General features: G+C 72.8%; 1 protein-coding gene. It reads right to left on the reverse strand.

Annotated features, from left to right (window positions below):
• The coding region (locus B1729_RS20140; protein WP_275575863.1) for a sigma factor at nt 1–272 on the reverse strand (272 nt) is incomplete at its 3' end.
• Between the last annotated feature and the right edge of the window lie 287 nt (nt 273–559).

The raw sequence follows: 559 nt of genomic DNA on the forward strand, positions 1-559 counted from the left end.
CCGTCGGGCACCGGCTCGGGCAGCCACTCGCCGACGTACCGTTCGCGGCGGGCGCGTGCCGATCCGAGCATGTCGAGGCACACGCGCCCGGCGACCCGCGTGAGCCAGGCCCCGGGAGCGCGGATCGCGGTCCGCTCCTCGTCGGAGAGGCGCAACCAGCGGACGTAGGTCTCCTGCACGGCGTCCTCGGCGTCGGCGACCGTACCGAGCAGGCGGTAGCACAGGCCGAGCAGCGACCGCCGCTCGCTCTCGATCTCGTCGGTGAGGGGCATCCGCTCGCTTTCGGGTGTGGGAAAAGTCTTCGCGCAGCCGGCGGTCCGGCGTGCTCACATTCTGGCGCCTCGCGTCGTCGGAATGTCGGGAGCTTCCGCACGTCGCGGGGCGAGAGGAGTGAGGTCATGAGGGTCGTTGTCGCCGGAGGCACGGGTGTCGTCGGAAGCCGGGTCGTGGAGGCACTGCGCGCGGACGGGCATGACGCCGTCCCGCTGAGCCGCCGCACCGGGGTCGACCTCACCACCGGAGAGGGACTCGATGCCGCGCTCGGCGGGGTCGACGCCGT

The organism is Microbacterium sp. B35-04, assembly GCF_010634885.1.
In the GTDB taxonomy this organism is placed as follows: domain Bacteria; phylum Actinomycetota; class Actinomycetes; order Actinomycetales; family Microbacteriaceae; genus Microbacterium.